A 16,265-nucleotide genomic window follows, 5' to 3' on the forward strand; every position below is an offset into this window, starting at 1 on the left:
TCAGGCGTCACGATCGGCGGCGTCCAGCATTTCCTTGTTGCTCAAGCCGCTGATGCCATCGACCAATCCGCCCTTGCCGCGAAACACTGGCAAGCGAACGGCGCCGGTCGGAAGGGGCCTCGCCTTCAGCCGCAGCTGCAGTCCTTCCTCGATGAGGCGCGTGAGACTCGTGCGTTGCTGCACTGCCATCGCCTTGGCCTGCGTCAGCAAGCTGTCATTGAGATTGAGCGTAGTCTTCATGAGGTCGCCGCGAGATTTTCGATACAGATTTCTGTATCGTAGTTCGATTGCCACGAAAGTCAACCTGACGCGCTCGCCGAGGCAGCGTCCCGAACAAACCGCCCGCGCGTCGAACCTCACCACGCAGGAGCGCGCCGCCCCTCCTCGGCGAGGAACTCGACCAGCGTCGGCAGCGAGGCATCCATCGGCCGGTTGGCACGCACGCGCATCACGTATCCCCATGAGCCGGCCATGCGCAGGCCCGGCGTCAGCGCCACCAGCCGGCCGCGCGCCAGTTCCTCGTCGACCAGCGGCGCACGCCCCAGCGCGATGCCCACGCCCGCCGCGGCAGCCGCGACCACGGTGCTCAGGCCGCTGAGCACCAGCGGCTCCTGGCTCGCGCTGTCGGGCAAGCCCAATCGGGGACGCCAGGTGCGCCAGTCGGTCTCGGGGCTGTCGATGTGCTTCTCCTCGAGCCAGCGGTGGCGCGTGAACACGCGCGGGTCGTCGCGCTCGCCGGGCTCGACCAGCGCGGGGCTGCACACCGGCACCACGGTCTCGGTCATCAGCGGGATGTCGCCGGGCGCCGCGAGGTGCGGGCCCAGCGCGCGCACGTGCAGGAACGCGAGATCGATGTCCTGCGCGTCCCAGGCGGGATCCTGGCTGGCGTGCAGGAACAGCTGGATGTCGATGTCGGGATGCAGCTCGATGAAGCGCCCGATCCGCGGCGCCAGCCACAGCGCCGCGAGCGAGGGATTGGCCGAGATGTTGAGGCTGTTGCGCCGCCGGCCATGGGCACCGGCGCGCGTGTCGCGGCAGGCGGTCTCGAGCAGGGTCAGGGCCTGCTGCACCGACACCAGCAACGCGGCACCGGCCTCGGTGGTCCGCGCGCGACGCACCGTGCCGCCACGATGCAGCAGGGTCACGCCGAGGTCTTCCTCGAGCGCGCGCAGCTGGTGGCTGATGGCGCTCTTCGTGACATGGAGTTCGGAGGCGGCACGGCTCAGGCTGCCCAGGCGGGCAACGGCTTCGAAGGCGCGCAAGGCAGCCAGTGGAGGCATGGGGCGGGGTGGAGCGGCAAAGGGTGCAATCTATCTCAACCCAGGATTGAAAAACCATCGCTTTCGCCGCCCCGCGCGATGCATGACGATGACGGCCCGACAGGAAGAACCGATCGCATCACCATGTATTTCGATATTCGGCTTTGGCAATTGACAGCGGGCCTGCGCCTGCAGATGGCGGGCGGCATCCTGCTCGGCCTGCTGGCGCTGGCGGCCGGCATCGCGCGCTACGTGTTCCTCGGCCAGTTGCTGGCGCGCGTGTTCGACGGCGCGCCCTACGGCGACTGGATCGCACCGGCCGCCTGCGTGGGCGCGATGGTGCTGCTGCGCGCGCTGTTCGACCATCTGCGCACGGTGCAGGCCAACCGCGCCTCGGCCGAGGTGCAGCAGGCGCTGCGCGCACGGCTCTACGACCGCATCGTGGCACTGGGCCCGGCCTGGTTCGCCAACCAGCGCACCGGCGGCGTGATGCTGACGGTGGTCGATGGCGTGGAGCAGCTGCAGACCTTCTTCGGCCAGTACCTGCCGCAGGTCGTGATCGCGGCCGCGGCGCCGTTCGCCATCTTCGCGGTCATCGCCTTCTGGGACCTGCCGACCGCGCTCGTCTTCCTGGCCGCGGCGCTGTTCGCGCTGCTCGGGCCGATGGCCGTCCACATGCTCGACAGCCGCGCGAGCCTGGCGCGCACGCGCTCGCTCAACGAATTCGGCGAGGAGTTCCTCGATGCGATGCAGGGCCTGCCCACGCTGAAGGCCTACGGCCAGGGCAAGGCCTGGGGCGAGCGGCTGGCGGCCCGCGCGCGCAAGCTCTCGGACAACACCTTCTGGGTGCTGTCGGTGAGCCTGCTGACGCGCGGCATCAGCGACCTCGGCGTGGCACTCGGTGCCGCGCTGGCGCTCACGGTGGGCGCCTGGCGCGTGACGGCCGGCGACATGAGCGTGGAAGCCCTGCTGATCGTGCTGATGGCCGGCACCGAGATCTTCCGTCCGCTGCGCGAGCTGCGTTCGGTGCTGCACCGGGGCATGCTGGGGCAATCGGCCGCGGCGAGCATCCATGCGCTGATGGATGCAAAAGCGCCGACCGCTTCGCCTGAAACACGGTCGAACGCCGCCGGGCCCGCGCATCTCGCGCCCACCATCGAATTCGACGGCGTGGCCTTCTCCTACTCGCCGCAGCGCGCCGCCCACCAGGGCCTGTCGTTCCGCATCGCGGCCGGCGAGCGCGTGGGCATCGTGGGCCCGAGCGGCGCCGGCAAGTCCACCATCGTGCGGCTGCTGCTGCGCGAGTTCGTGCCGCAATCGGGCACGGTGCGCGTGGGCGGCCACGACGTCAACGGCCTGGCCACGCAAACCTTGCTCGGCCACATGGCGCTGGTGAGCCAGGACATCACGCTGTTCCACGGCACGCTCGACGACAACCTGCGCCTGGGCCGCCCCGACGCCACCCACGAGCAGGTGCGCGCCGCGGCGCGGGCCGCCAACATCGACGACTTCATCATGGCGCTGCCGCAGGGCTACGCCACCCAGGTCGGCGAGCGCGGCCTGCAGCTCTCGGGCGGCCAGCGCCAGCGCGTGGCGATCGCGCGTGCCCTGCTGCGCGACGCGCCGATCCTGATCCTCGACGAGGCGCTGTCCTCGGTCGACACCGAGAACGAGGCGCTGATCCAGCAGGCGCTGGACCGCCTGATGGTCGGCCGCACCACGCTGATCCTCGCGCACCGGCTGGCCAGCATCATCGGCGCCGACCGCTGCCTGGTGCTCGATCAGGGGCGCGTGGTCGAGGAGGGCCGCCATGCGGTGCTGATGCAACGGCAGGGCCTCTACCACCGCCTGATGCACGAGCAGGCCGTGGGCCTCGCCGCCGCGGCGCCCGCGCCGGTCGATGCGCAGGCCGCATCGGTGCGGCGCATTGCCGCGGAAGAGGAGGGCGATCGCGGCCCCGCGCTGCGCCCGCTCGATGCCGACGCCGAGCAGGTCGGCTGGAAGGCCACGCTCGCCACGCTGCTGTCGGTGGTGCGGCCCTGGCGCGGCACGCTGATCGCCACCATCGTGTTGGGCGTGGCGCGTGTCGCGGCCTTCATCGGCGTCGGCGTGCTCAGCGCGCTGGTGGTGGCCGCGATCCGCGACGGCCGCGACACCTCGGCGCTGATCGTCGGCCTGCTGGTCGCGGCGCCGCTGGCCGCGCTGTTCCACTGGCTCGAGTCGTGGCTGGCCCATGCCATGGCCTACCAGCTGCTGGCCGACATGCGCGTGAAGCTCTACGACAAGCTCGAGCGACTCGCGCCGGCCTACCTGCTGCAGCGCCGTTCGGGCGACCTGGTCGCGCTCGCCACGCACGACGTGGAGATGGTCGAGTACTTCTACGCCCACACCATCGCGCCGGCCATCGTCTCGGTGCTGGTGCCGCTGTCGGTGCTGGGTTTCCTCGCGCTCTACAGCTGGCCCGTGGCGCTGGCGCTGCTGCCGTTCCTCGCCTATGCGCTGGTGTCGCCGATCCGGGGCCGCCGCCAGGTCGATGCGCTCGGCGACCGCGCCCGCCATGCGCTGGGCGAGATGAGCGCCCATACCGCCGAGACCATCCAGGGCCTGGCCGACCTGACCGCCTTCCAGGCCACGGGCCGCCGCCGCGCGCAGTTCCTCGAGGTGGCGGACCGCAGCCGCGCGCGGCGCCTGGACATCCTGAACGACCTGTCGCGCCAGACCGCGTGGTTCGAGATCGCGATGGGCCTGGGCGGCCTGGCCGTGGCCGTGGTCGGCGCGCTGCAGGTCGCGAGCGGTGCCTTGCCGGCCGGCATGTTGCCGCTGCTGGTGCTGATCGCGCTCGCCACCTTCCTGCCGGTGTCGGAGATCTCGCAGGTCAGCCGCCAGCTGGCCGACACCATCGCGGCCACGCGCCGCCTGCACGTGGTCGAGAACGAGCCCGAGCCCGTGGTCGACGGCCCGCTGCCGCCGCCGGCCGCGGGTCGCGGCCTGTCGCTGGCCTTCGAGCGCGTCTGCTTCGCCTATCCGGGCAAGGCGCAGGACACCCTGCACGAGCTCGGCTTCGAGGTGCCGGCCGGCGCCACCGTGGCCGTGGTCGGCGCCTCGGGCGCCGGCAAGAGCACCGTGGCCAGCCTGCTGCTGCGCTTCTGGGATCCGCGCCAGGGCCGCGTGAGGCTCGACGGCGTGGACGTGCGCGAGCTGCGGCTCGACGGCCTGCGCGAACGCGTCGCGCTGGTGTCGCAGGACACCTACCTGTTCAACGACACGCTCGAGGCCAACATCCGCCTCGCGCGCCCCGATGCCAGCGGCGAGGAACTGGCTCTCGCGCTCGACCGCGCCGCGCTGACGAACTTCGTGCGCACGCTGCCCGAGGGCCTGGCCACGCGCGTCGGCGAACGCGGGATGCAGCTGTCGGGCGGCCAGCGCCAGCGCATCTCGATCGCGCGCGCCTTCCTCAAGAACGCGCCGGTGCTGATCCTCGACGAGGCCACCTCGCACCTGGACACGCTGTCGGAGCTGCAGGTGCGCGGCGCGCTCGATGCGCTGATGCGGCACCGGACCACGCTCGTGATCGCGCACCGGCTGTCGACCATCCGCGACGCCGACCTGATCCTGGTGCTGGAGCACGGCACGCTGGCGGAGGCCGGCACGCACGACGAGCTGCTGCGCCGGCAGGGGGTGTATGCGAAGCTGGCGAGCCACCAGGGCGCGAGTGCCGAACCATCGCAACGGGCGCGGGCATGAGGGTGCGCGGTCCGGCCCGCGGCGGGCTTCATAAGCCGCGCCTATCGCCCCATCCGATCAAACGATTGGCCTGAAATCGCGCGCTGCGAAACCATCTCCTCCGTGCAGCGATGTGCTGCCGCATCAACCAGGAGATGACTTTGGCCAAGATTGTTTGCGTGCTCTACGACGACCCCGTGACGGGCTATCCCACCACCTACGCCCGCGACGACCTGCCGCACCTGGAGCGCTATCCCGACGGACAGACGCTGCCCACGCCGCGGCGCATCGACTTCCAGCCCGGCACCCTGCTGGGCAGCGTCTCGGGCGAGCTGGGCCTGCGCAAGTACCTCGAGGCCAACGGCCACCAGCTCGTGGTCACCTCGAGCAAGGACGGCGCGGACAGCGTGCTCGACCGCGAGCTGCACGACGCCGAGATCGTGATCTCGCAGCCCTTCTGGCCCGCCTACATGACGGCCGAGCGCATCGCGAAGGCACCCAAGCTCAAGATGATCGTGACCGCGGGCATCGGCTCCGACCATACCGACCTGCAGGCCGCGATCGACCGCGGCATCACGGTGGCCGAGGTCACCTACTGCAACAGCAACAGCGTGGCCGAGCACGTGGTGATGATGACGCTGGGCCTGGTGCGCAACTACATCCCTTCGTACAACTGGGTGGTCAAGGGCGGCTGGAACATCGCCGACTGCGTGGCGCGCTCCTACGACCTCGAGGGCATGCAGGTGGGCACGGTGGCCGCCGGGCGCATCGGGCTGCGCGTGCTGCGGCTGCTCAAGCCCTTCGACGTGAAGCTGCACTACCTCGACCGCCACCGCCTGCCGGAATCGGTCGAGAAGGAACTCAACCTCACGCACCACACCAGCCTCGAGAGCCTGACCAAGGTCTGCGACGTGGTGACGCTGAACTGCCCGCTGCACCCGGAGACCGAGCACATGATCAATGCCGACAGCCTGAAGAAGTTCAAGCGCGGCGCCTACCTGATCAACACGGCGCGCGGCAAGCTGTGCGACCGCGACGCGATCGCCTCGGCGCTCGAGAGCGGCCAGCTCGCGGGCTATGCGGGCGACGTGTGGTTCCCGCAGCCCGCGCCGGCCGACCATCCGTGGCGCACGATGCCGCACCACGGCATGACGCCGCACATCTCGGGCACCAGCCTGTCGGCGCAGTCGCGCTATGCGGCCGGCACGCGCGAGATCCTCGAGTGCTACTTCGAGAACCGGCCGATCCGCAACGAGTACCTGATCGTGCAGGGCGGCCAGCTCGCGGGCGTGGGCGCGCATTCGTACAGCGCGGGCAATGCCACTGGCGGCTCGGAAGAAGCCGCGCGCTTCAAGAAGTAGCACCTCGTGCTCTCGACGACCGCGGCGCCTCGCAAGGAGGCAGGCGCGCCGCGGCGCGACCGGATCGCCGGCATCCTGCTGGCGGGCCTGGGCGCGTTCGTGGCGCTGGCAACGGTGGGCGCGCTGGCTGCGACCACGCACGACGCCTGGGTGATCGGTTCGTTCGGCGCCAGTTGCGTGCTGCTGTTCGGGTTTCCCGACGTGCCGTTCTCCCGGGCGAAGAACGTGATCGGCGGCCACCTGCTGTCCTCGGCGGTCGGCCTGCTGTTCCTGCACCTGCTGGGGCCGGGCTGGTGGGCCATGGCCGCGGCCGGCGCCTGCGCGGCGATGCTGATGATGGCCACCGACACGGTGCACCCGCCGGCCGGCAGCAACCCGGTCATCATCTTCCTGAGCCAGCCGGGCTGGGACTTCCTCGTGCTGCCGACCCTGGCCGGCGCCTGCGTGCTGGTGCTGCTGAGCCGGCTGTACCGCTTCGCGATCCGCTACCGGGCCGCGAGACGGGCTGCGTGACCGCCTCGGGCGGCCGCCCGCCCGAGGCAGTGTTTCGAAATGGAACAACCGGCCTTTTCACCGCGCGGACGCCGCACCCGATGTATTCTGGCAAGCACAACGCAATCCTGCGACAACGGCTCATCAGGAGACATCGGCATGCGCGACTACCTGCAGTTCTATATCGACGGCCATTGGGTCGACCCCGCCACGGCAAAGAGCATCGACGTGATCAACCCCGCGACCGAGAAGCCGGCCGGCCGCATCTCGATGGGTTCGGCCGCCGATGTCGATCGCGCGGTGCGCGCCGCTCGCGCCGCCTTCGGCGACTATTCGCGGACCAGCGTGCAGGAGCGCATCGCGCTGCTCGAGCGCATCGTGGCCGAATACAAGAAGCGCTATGCCGACATGGCGGCGGCCATCACCGAGGAGATGGGCGCGCCCGCCGCACTGGCCAGGGACGCCCAGGCCGCCATGGGCCTGGCGCACCTGCAGACCGCGCTCGAAGTCCTGAAGACCTACAGGTTCGACGAGGCGCGCGGCACCACCCTGCTGGTCAGGGAGCCGATCGGCGTGTGCGGCTTCATCACGCCCTGGAACTGGCCCGTCAACCAGATCGCCTGCAAGGTGGCGCCGGCGCTCGCGGTGGGCTGCACGATGGTGCTCAAGCCCTCGGAGATCGCGCCGTTCTCGGCGGTGATCTGGACCGAGATCCTGGATGCGGCCCAGGTGCCCGCCGGGGTCTTCAATCTCGTCAATGGCGACGGGCCGACCGTGGGCGCCGCGATCTCCAGCCATCCGGAAGTCGACATGGTGTCGTTCACGGGCTCCACGCGCGCCGGCATCGAGGTGGCGCGCAACGCGGCCCCCACCGTCAAGCGCGTGCACCAGGAGCTCGGCGGCAAGTCGCCGAACATCATCCTCGAGGACGCGGACTTCAAGCGCGCCGTGACGGCCGGCGTGCGCGGCGTGATGGGCAACTCGGGGCAGTCCTGCAATGCGCCCACGCGCATGCTGGTGCCCAATGCGCGCATGGCCGAGGCCCTGGCCATCGCGAAGGAAGCGGCGGAGGCCACCACGGTCGGCGATCCCGCCAGCGGCGCGGCCCTCGGCCCGGTGGTTTCGGCCGCGCAATGGGACAAGATCCAGACCTTGATCCAGAAGGGCATCGACGAAGGCGCCACGGTGGTGGCCGGCGGTCCCGGCAAGCCCGCGGGCCTGGAGACCGGCTACTACGTCAAGCCCACGGTGCTGGCCCAGGTGAACAACCAGATGACGGTGGCGCGCGAGGAGATCTTCGGCCCCGTGCTGACGATCCTCGGCTACGACACGGTCGACGAAGCGATCGAGATCGGCAACGACACGCCCTACGGGCTCGCGGCCTACGTGTCGGGCACGGACCCCGAGACAACGCGAAAGGTCGCTGCGCGCCTGCGCGCCGGACAGGTGAACATCAACAGCGCGGCCCTCGACCTGAGCGCCCCGTTCGGTGGTTTCAAGCAGTCCGGCAACGGACGCGAATGGGGCGATCACGCGTTCGGCGAATTCCTCGAGGTCAAGGCCATGCTCGGCTTCGCGCCGAAGGCCGCGGCCTGAGTCTGCGGTACCCGGCACACCTGCCCGCGGCATCCACGTGCACAGGGCAGCGGGTGCTTCCCGCAGCGAAATCAAGGAGGAGGCCGAAGGCCGGGGACATTCGCGGAGGGAAGTACCCGCTGTCCTGTGCACGCGCCCCGAACAGCAGGCCGAACCTCACTGCCGTTCCTGAACGAACCCGATGGCGATCGCCACCTCCATCCGCCGCGGCGGCTTCTCGAACGGCGCGCCGGCCTGCGCCGCCCGCATGGCACTCTCGTCGAGCACCGGGTAACCGCTGCTCTTCGCCACCGCGAGCGAGCCCGACAGGATGTTGCCTTCCTCGGTCAGCGTGAAGCGGATCGTCGGCGCGCCGACATAGCCGACCTCGCGCGCCTCGACCGGATAGACGAGCTTGCCCTGGATCGCCTTGCGCAGGCCCGCGAGGTACTTGCGCAGGGCATCGGCGCCGTCGTCGCGCGCGCGCACGGTCTGCTGCATGCGCTCTTCCTCGGCGGCATTCGCGACCGGCGGCGGCGCGGCCACGGGCGCCTGCGTCGGCGGCTCCGGCGGGGCGCGCACGGGTTCCTCGACGCGCGCCACCTGCACCGGGCTCGGTGCGGCCTGGCGCGGCGCCGGTGCCCGCTCGCGTGTCTCCTTGCGCGCCACCGGCTTCGGCTGCGGCGCCGCAGGAGGAGGCTCGGCCGGCCGCGCCACCTGCTGCTGCTCGACCTGGCGGTTGCTCACCATGCCCAGCAGGTCGACCACCAGCTGCTCGCGCGGTGGTGGCGACGCCTCGGGCCGCGCGCGCACCAGCCACGGCAGCACCAGCGCCGCGTGCAGCAGCACCGAGAGGCCGAGACCGATGGCGAACCTCATCGCGGCGCCGGCTCCGTCTGCACCGCCACTTTGGCGAAGCCCAGCTGCTTGAGCACATCGGCCACGTCGATGAAGCGCTGCAGCTGCACCGTGCGGTCGGCGCGCAGCAGGAAGGGCGTCTGCTTGTCCATCGCGGCGAGCCGGGTCTTGAGCGCGTCGGCATTCAGGGCCTCGCCGCCGAAGTGGATCGTGCCCGCCGCATCGATCACGATGGTCTGCGTTTGCGAGGTCTCCGAAGGGCTCGCGCTGGCCTGCGGCAGGTTGACCGGAATCCGCCCGCTCGCGATGAAGCTCGAGGTCGTCAGCACGATGGTGAGCAGCACCAGCATGATGTCGACGAAGGGGAGCATGTTCATGCTGTCAATCGGCTTTTCGGTCACGCGCGATCTCCCATTCGAGGATCAACACCTGCACCTTGCGCAGCAGCGTGTTGTAGAGCACCACCGACACCAGCGCCACCCCCAGGCCCACGGCCGTGGCCTTCAGCGCGAGCGCGAGGCCGACCATGATCTTCCCGGTGTCGATGGAGGCGTCCTGCCCCATGTTGTAGAAGGTCAGCATGATCCCGAACACCGTGCCCAGCAGGCCCAGGTAGGGCGCGTTGCTCGCCACCGAGGCGATGACGAAGAGCTTGCGCGTGAGCAGCAGCTCGAGCGACTTGATGTCGCGGATCGCGTGCGTGTCGATGCGGCTGTAGAGCCAGGCGCGTTCGATGCCGATCGCGACGACGAAGACGCTCAGCACCACCAGCAGTCCGATGACGCCGTAGTCGATGGCGCCGGCGAGCCAGTTCATGTTCATTCCGTGGTCCTCCTCGATGCTTCAGAACAGCACGCCGGCCTGCACCAGCACGCGCGTGCGGCCCTCGCGCGCAATCTCCTGCGGGCGTGACCCGATGGCGCGCGCGACCTGCAGCCGCCCGAACAGCGCGCCGTAGCGCGCCTGGTAGCCGATGCCCACGTCCGACAGGCGCACGCCGTTGCGCGTCGTGTAGTCGGCGTTCTGCAGCCAGGCGCGTCCGAGGTCGGCGAAGACGCCCACCGAATGCGTGAGCCCCTCGGGCGCCGGCAGCGCATAACGCACTTCGGCATTGAGCAGGTAGCCGTTGTCGCCGCTCACCCACTCGCGGTACGCCTTCACGCCGTTGGGGCCCGAGATGCTCATCTGCTCGCTGCCATCGAGGTTCTTGTTGCGCAGCGCCTTCTGCAGGCTCAGCGCGCTGCTCGCGGTCCAGCCCTTGGCGAATTCCACGTTGGCGGCGAGCCGCAGGTTCAGGTGCGCGAAGTCGCCGGCCGTGTTGGCGCCGGCCCGGTTGAGCGCCGCCTGCGCGGGGTTGTCGATGTCGAGGTGGCCGTAGCTGAATCCGGCGACGACGCTGGTGTAGCCCGGCCGGCCCAGCAGATCGCCCCAGCGCTCGTGCTGCACGGCGAAGGTCGCGACCCGGGTGGTCTTGCGGTCGACGCTCTCGACCGCGCCCACCTCGTCGCGCAGATGGCGCTGCGCGAGGTTCAGGCTCAGCGACAGGTTCTGCGCGCGGCTGCGCAGCAGCGGATAGCTCAAGGTGGCTTCGACCGTGCGTGCCCGGCCCCTGGCCTCGAGGTCCTCGTAGTCGCCGCCCAGGTGGTAGGTGGTGCGCGCGGCGGCCAGCTCCAGGCGCAGGCCGCTCGCGGTCAGCGGAAAGCCGTAGGCCACGCGGCCGTTGTCGAGGCCGCCGCCCTCGGTGCCCATCAGGTTGAGGCTCAGCCGGTCGGCGATGCCGAAGGGCGAGTTGATGTCGAGCCCCGCGCTCAGGCGGTTCTTGCCCGTGTAGAGCGAGCCCTGGTTGTCGCCCAGTACATAGCCGCTGAAGCGCTTGCGCTCGCCCACCTCGACATCGAAGTCCGAAGTGCCCGGGGCTTCGCCGGGAGAGATCGTGAGGCGGGGCAGGGTGGCGCCGGGCATGTCGCCGACCAGCAGCATCGCGCGCTCGAGCTGCGCGCGCGAGACCGGCTGGCCCGCCTGCAAGGGCGCGAACGCATCGGCCACGGTCGCGTCGTGCACCAGCGAGCGGTTCTTGAGCGTGAGCTTGCCGTAGCTGCCGATCAGGACCCGGACCGTCAGCGTGCCGGCGCTCGCGTCCTGCCGCGGCACATAGGCGCGCGCCACGAGGTAGCCGCGGTCGCGCAGCAGCGCCGTGATCCGGCCCGCGGCCTGTTCGATCTCGGCCATCGACAGCGCGCGGCCGCGGTAGGGATCGAGCGCGGCCCGCAGCTCGGCGGGCGGAATCTCGTCGGCGCCCTCGACCTTGAAGTCGCGCACCGTCAGCGTCTCGCCGGCCGGCAGGGCGAGCGGCCGCTCGGGCTGCTCCACGATCACCGGCGCGGGCGGTTGGCGCGGGGTGCCCAGCGGACGCGGCGGCTGGGCTTCGCGCAGCGCATCGCCGCTGCCGTAATTGGGGATGGGCGCCACCTGGGCATGGCCACTGGTGGCGAGCGAGCAGAGCACGGAGAAGGCGGCGAGCGCGGGATGCGCCCGGCGTGAGGACGAGACGGGACGAAGGGGGTTCATGTCGCAACGGGAACGAAAAGGAGAAGGGGGAGGCGGGACCGGCCATGCCGTCCCGCCGCGGGGCGGCGATGTCAGCGCGGCGTCGACGGCGGCGCCGCGGGCGCCTTGGCGCCTTCGTCCTCGAGTTCGAACACCTTGCCGTCGATCTCGATGCGTTCCACGTTGGCGGAGAAGCTGCGCCGATCGGCGAAGACGATGTTGTCGGCCAGTGCCGCGGCCCGTTGCGTGAAGCCCGCTGTCGTCTGGGGCGCGGGGCGTTCCGGTTGGCGCTGGGCTTCCGAGGTTGCGGCGGCCGCGAGACGCGAACCCGTTTGCGCGCGCTCCTGCAGCGCCGCCGCGCGCGCGGCGGCCTGCGCGGCGGCGACGGCGGCCGCCTGCGCTTCGGCAGCGGCCTGTGCCGCGGCTTCGCTCGATGCTCGGGCGGCCGCCTCCGCCGCGGCTTGCGCTGCCGCGGCCGCGCGGGCCGCCGCCTCGGCCGCGGCCTGGGCCGCTGCTTCGGCCGCCGCATCGCGGTAGGTGCTGTTGGTGATGGTGCCCGAACCCGTGTTGTTCCCGATCAGGCGACCCGTGGTGTCGTTGCCGTGGATGACCGACCCGGTGGCGTGCGAGTTGTCGATGTCGCCGCCCTGCATGCGGCCCACCAGTCCGCCGGTGAAGTCGTAGTCGGCGCCGCCCGTCACGTTGCCGCTGGCACGCGAGTTGAGGATCGAGCCACCGTCCATCTGCCCGACCAGGCCACCGGCCGCGTAGGAGCCGAACACGTTGCCGCTCGAAAAGGAATCCGTGATGAGGCCCGCGTTGCCGCCGACCAGGCCGCCCGCGATCTCGCCCCTGACGTTGCCCGTGGCATGCGATCCGGAGATGGTGCCGCTGTTCGAACCCGCCAGGCCGCCCACACCCTGACTGACAGGTCCGCCATTCACGTCGCCGGTGGCATAGGAGTTGGTGATACTCGCTGCCGCGCCTCCGTTGTTGCCGACAAGCCCGCCCACGGAAACTCCGGACGCCGTGACGGTACCGCTCGCATGCGATCCGGAGATGGTGCCGGCGTTGTTCCAGCCGACCAGGCCACCGATGTTCTGGGTGCTGTTGTTTGCTTTTACATTGCCGGTGGCGTAGGAATCGACGATCCGGGATGTCTCTGCGTTCTGCCCAACGAGGCCACCGATGCTGGACCTTCCGCCCGTGACGTCACCAGTGGCGTACGAATTCGAGATGAGGGCCGATGGTGTGACGAACAGGCCGGTGTTGTTCAACCCCACCAGCCCGCCGACCGACTCGATGTTGTCGGACACCGTCACATTGCCTGTGGCATGGGAGTCGACGATGGTGCTGTTGATGTTGCTCCCGACCAACCCGCCGACATTCTGGTGACCGATGCTCGAACCGAGGTCGACCAGGACCGACACGTTGCCGGTCGCACTGGAGCGAAGGATCTTGTAGGTTGCTCCCTTGTTGCTTCCTACGAGGCCGCCGAAGTCAGTGAAAGCAGAGCCCGTATAGCGGGACGAAGCGGTCACCGTCGCAGCGGAAAAAGAATCGGAGATGATGCCGTTGCCATTGATGGGAAACCCGGTTTCCATGTCGAAGCTGCCGCCGTTGTATCCCACCAGGCCGCCCACGTTGTTGACGCCGCGCACCGTCCCCGTCACGTAGGTGTGACTGATGCTGCCGCCGATGTTCTCTCCGACCAATCCGCCGACCCGGCCGTAGGCATCGACATTGACGCCGATCAGGCCGATGTCGCGGATCGCGCTGCCGATCTGGGCCGTTCCCACCAGGCCGCTTGCAATGGTCCAGGGGTTGGAGTCCGGCTGCCGGATCGTCAGGTTGCTGATGGTGTGCCCCAGGCCCGCCAGCGTGCCCGACAACTTGGACACCACGGTGTTGTCATAGGTCTTGCCCGACGCATCGAGGTTGCCCGCGAGCGCATAGCGCCCGGCCGCAACACCACCAGCGTCGTCGATCCTCTCCAGATCGCTCATGCTGTGGATCAGCGTGTAGGCCTGCCCGTTCATCGCAAGGGTCGCGTTGGCGCCACTCAGCGTGACCGATGCGCCTTTGCTCATATCGATGCGGTAGTCTCCGCCGCTACCGAAGTTCAGGTTCAACCCTGCGCTTGCGCCCGTCGCCGCGATCGGCGCATCGATGCGCACGTCGTTGGCCGCGGTCAGCGTGAGCGCGGTGTTGGCCGACCAGTTCACGGCCTGTTCGATGTACAGATGGCCATCGGCGCCGTTCCCGCCCGTCGATGAGATCGCCACGTTGTTGCGACCCAGTTGCCTGCCGAGCTGGGCACCGCTGATGTTCGCGCCAGCGCCGACGGTGAAGGCATCGGAAGCCAGCGTCCATGTGCCGGTGTCGCCGTTCGCGGCCTGGGTCGTGACAACGGCGTCGTCCGACACGCGCACGCTGCGGCCCGAGGTCTCGACGGTTCCGCCGCCGCCGGTCGCGGGCGAGGAGGCATCGAGCGTTCCGCCCACGTCGACCGTGCCGCCATCGGCGCGCAAGGCGATGCGGCCCTTGAGATCGTCCATCGTGCGCGCCTGCACGATGCCGGTGTTGTTGACCTGGCTGCCCAGCAGATCGTCGGCCGCCTTCGCTGTCAGGATCACCGTGCCGCCGTCGGCCTGGATCGCGCCCTTGTTCTCGACCAGCGCGCCGAGCGTGCCTTCGTCGATGCTGAGGCTCACCAGCGAATCGCCATTGAAGTTGAGGCTGATCTTCTCGCCGCTGCCCAGCGCCACCGTGCCCTTGGTGGCGACGATCACGCCCTGGTTCGACACCGAGCGCCCGAGCAGCGCTACATAGCCGCCCTGAGCCGCGGTGAGCGTGCCCATGTTGATGACCGAGCCGCTGCCGCCATTGCCGCGGAAAACGAAGCGCCCGGCATCGAAGTCCGCGTCGCTGATGTCCAGCGTGCTGGCCACGAGGCCGGCCGTGTTCACGCTGCTGCCACGGGTGAAAAGCACGCCATTGGAATTGACCAGGAAGACCTTGCCATTGGCATTGAGCGCGCCCTCGATCACGCTGCGTTCATTGCCCACGACGCGGTTGAGCGTGATCGCCGAGGCATTGGGCTGGTTGAAATTGACGGTTTCGCCGGCGGCGATGCCGAAGCCCTGCCAGTTGATGCTCGCGCGCTGCGTGCTCTGGTCGATCCGCGTCACGCTGCCCATCTGGCCGATGGTGGCACTGCCGCTGGTGACCGTGCCGCCCTGCGGCGCGGCCATTCCCGGGAATGAATAAGAACAAAGCAACGCGTAAATCGCCGCGCATACTTTCGAATTCAATTCGAAGTGGGTTCTTCTGGATTTTTTCGTGAGTCGCTTCATTCTTTCACCTGTCTCATTATATTTCTGAGAGTATAGCGTCCGTGATTTTTTTGGCGCAATAGAACGTTTTTAGCTCGCATATGACATCAATTCGATGTTCATGCATTACTCGAATGCTATGCAACCTATATGCAGCTCTATATAGCGCTAAAGACTCACGGACAACCATTCATTCAATTCTTCGAGGAGATAACGTGAAAAGACTTCCGGTCAAGAAAATTGCATTGAGCGTGTCGGCATCGGTGCTGATGCTGGGTACATCCGCCACCTGGGCGCAGTCGATCACCGTGGCGGTGGCCGCGAATTTCCAGGGCGCGATGGTCCAGCTCGTCAATGCCTTCGGTGCCTCGGGCCTGCCGTTCTCGGGCAGCAGCTTCACCGTGACCTATGGCGCGACGGGCGATTTCCAGACGGCGATCAACACCGCGCTGGCCGCGCCCGGCGGCACCACGCCCTACGACCTGTTCTTCGCGGCCGACGACACCACGCCGGCCGCCCTGCGCACCGGCCATCCCACCGTCGTGCAGGTGCCGTTCCGCTATGCCGAGGGCAAGTTGATCCTGTGGTCCAAGTACGGTCCGAACGTGAGCACCAGCGGTTCGAGCGGCTTCACCAATCCCGCGAGCTACGCCTACGCGAACGGCCAGGTCGCGATCGCCAACCCGGTCACCGCGCCGTACGGCACCGCCGCGCAGCAGGTGCTCAGCCGCGTCAACGCGATCACCTACCCGGGCGGTGCCTACGACGCCAAGTTCGCGCAGTACACGACCATCGGCACCACCTACACGGCGGTGAATGCGAGCACCAGCGCCACGACCTATCCCAATGTCGGCTTCGTCGCCAAGTCCCAGCTGTGCGACAGCAGCACCGGCGCCATCCGCACGCCGCTGACCGGCACCTACTTCGAGTACACGCCGGCCACGGTCAACGGCAACCCGCCGCATGACCGCCTGCTGCAGGACGCCGTGGCGATCCGCGGCCGCGCGGGCTCGACCAACGCCGCGGTCGACGCCTTCATCGCCTACGTGGGCAGCACGGCCGGTCGCGCGATCATCCTGAAGAACTGCTACATCTAGGGCAGGAGCATCGCCGGC

Annotated in this window: 12 protein-coding genes; 5 read left to right on the forward strand and 7 right to left on the reverse strand. The window is 69.2% G+C overall.

Annotated features, from left to right (window positions below):
• Together ACEN9J_RS33220 and ACEN9J_RS33225 are read right to left on the reverse strand one after the other, a co-directional pair.
• Nucleotides 1-240 carry a DUF6364 family protein gene (locus ACEN9J_RS33220; protein WP_057589819.1) on the reverse strand — a complete coding sequence of 80 codons (240 nt, stop codon included), beginning with the start codon at nucleotides 238-240 and terminating at the stop codon, nucleotides 1-3.
• Nucleotides 241-356: 116 nt separating this feature from the next.
• Nucleotides 357-1,280, reverse strand: a complete 924-nt coding sequence (locus ACEN9J_RS33225) for a LysR substrate-binding domain-containing protein (protein ID WP_413765398.1) — start codon at nucleotides 1,278-1,280, stop codon at nucleotides 357-359.
• A 123-nt stretch (nucleotides 1,281-1,403) separates the two neighbouring features.
• Between ACEN9J_RS33225 and ACEN9J_RS33230 the strand changes: the two genes are divergently transcribed.
• From ACEN9J_RS33230 to ACEN9J_RS33245, 4 genes are all read left to right on the forward strand, one after another.
• Nucleotides 1,404-5,003, forward strand: a complete 3,600-nt coding sequence (locus ACEN9J_RS33230) for an ATP-binding cassette domain-containing protein (protein ID WP_039262296.1) — start codon at nucleotides 1,404-1,406, stop codon at nucleotides 5,001-5,003.
• A 140-nt stretch (nucleotides 5,004-5,143) separates the two neighbouring features.
• Nucleotides 5,144-6,343 (forward strand): NAD-dependent formate dehydrogenase, encoded by a 1,200-nt coding sequence (locus ACEN9J_RS33235; protein ID WP_039262297.1) that lies wholly within the window; start codon nucleotides 5,144-5,146, stop codon nucleotides 6,341-6,343.
• Nucleotides 6,344-6,349: 6 nt separating this feature from the next.
• On the forward strand, nucleotides 6,350-6,856 hold the full coding sequence (locus tag ACEN9J_RS33240) for an HPP family protein (protein ID WP_413765399.1): 507 nt from the start codon (nucleotides 6,350-6,352) through the stop codon (nucleotides 6,854-6,856).
• A gap of 138 nt (nucleotides 6,857-6,994) precedes the next feature.
• A complete protein-coding gene (locus ACEN9J_RS33245; RefSeq protein ID WP_413765400.1) occupies nucleotides 6,995-8,431 on the forward strand; it encodes an aldehyde dehydrogenase family protein in 1,437 nt (478 codons plus the stop codon).
• A 156-nt stretch (nucleotides 8,432-8,587) separates the two neighbouring features.
• Here the strand turns inward: ACEN9J_RS33245 and ACEN9J_RS33250 are convergent, their stop codons facing one another.
• The 5 genes from ACEN9J_RS33250 to ACEN9J_RS33270 form a co-directional block, all read right to left on the reverse strand.
• The gene (locus ACEN9J_RS33250) at nucleotides 8,588-9,289 is read right to left on the reverse strand and encodes a TonB family protein (RefSeq protein ID WP_413765401.1); all 702 of its coding nucleotides are present in this window, start codon (nucleotides 9,287-9,289) and stop codon (nucleotides 8,588-8,590) included.
• Nucleotides 9,286-9,645, reverse strand: coding sequence for an ExbD/TolR family protein (locus tag ACEN9J_RS33255; protein WP_216087390.1), 360 nt, complete (start codon nucleotides 9,643-9,645; stop codon nucleotides 9,286-9,288). Before ACEN9J_RS33255 ends, ACEN9J_RS33250 begins: the two co-directional genes overlap by 4 nt.
• Nucleotides 9,646-9,649: 4 nt before the next feature.
• A complete protein-coding gene (exbB, locus tag ACEN9J_RS33260; RefSeq protein ID WP_057589813.1) occupies nucleotides 9,650-10,090 on the reverse strand; it encodes a TonB-system energizer ExbB in 441 nt (146 codons plus the stop codon).
• Nucleotides 10,091-10,111: 21 nt separating this feature from the next.
• A complete protein-coding gene (locus ACEN9J_RS33265) occupies nucleotides 10,112-11,836 on the reverse strand; it encodes a ShlB/FhaC/HecB family hemolysin secretion/activation protein (protein WP_261213172.1) in 1,725 nt (574 codons plus the stop codon).
• A gap of 71 nt (nucleotides 11,837-11,907) precedes the next feature.
• Nucleotides 11,908-15,171, reverse strand: coding sequence for a GLUG motif-containing protein (locus ACEN9J_RS33270; protein ID WP_413765402.1), 3,264 nt, complete (start codon nucleotides 15,169-15,171; stop codon nucleotides 11,908-11,910).
• A gap of 194 nt (nucleotides 15,172-15,365) precedes the next feature.
• On the opposite strand from ACEN9J_RS33270, the gene ACEN9J_RS33275 reads away from it, so the two are divergent.
• Nucleotides 15,366-16,247, forward strand: coding sequence for a substrate-binding domain-containing protein (locus ACEN9J_RS33275; protein WP_413765403.1), 882 nt, complete (start codon nucleotides 15,366-15,368; stop codon nucleotides 16,245-16,247).
• Nucleotides 16,248-16,265: the final 18 nt, after the last annotated feature.

It is taken from the genome of Variovorax sp. Varisp41 (genome assembly GCF_047325085.1).
In the GTDB taxonomy this organism is placed as follows: Bacteria; Pseudomonadota; Gammaproteobacteria; order Burkholderiales; family Burkholderiaceae_C; genus Variovorax.